The sequence below is a fragment of the Neisseria sp. P0009.S007 genome, from assembly GCF_051962515.1.
On sequence record NZ_JBQCVF010001235.1, the window covers coordinates 1 to 244 of the forward strand.

The 244-nt window shown below is 52.5% G+C and carries 1 protein-coding gene; it reads right to left on the bottom strand.

The genetic code is table 11. The annotated features are described in order from the left end of the window. The coding region (locus ACTHS3_RS18440) for a 2-C-methyl-D-erythritol 4-phosphate cytidylyltransferase (protein WP_440368865.1) at positions 1–177 on the bottom strand (177 nt) is incomplete at its 3' end. Between the last annotated feature and the right edge of the window lie 67 nt (positions 178–244).

Consider the following 244-nt stretch of genomic DNA (forward strand, 5'->3'; position numbering starts at 1 on the left):
GTCTTCTGGCGATACGATAACGGCAATCAAATCGATGGCAGGATGGTTTTCAAAAATGTCTATCGTATGCTGCAACACGGTTTTGCCGTTGATTTCAACGTATTGCTTGGGCTTTCCCGCCCCAAAGCGCGTTCCGATACCGGCAGCGGGAATCAGAGCGATATGACGGTGCGTCATGCTTCGGCTCCGGCTGTTTCGGCTTTGCGCCACAAACAGGCTTCGCCCAAACCGTCCAGATATTGCT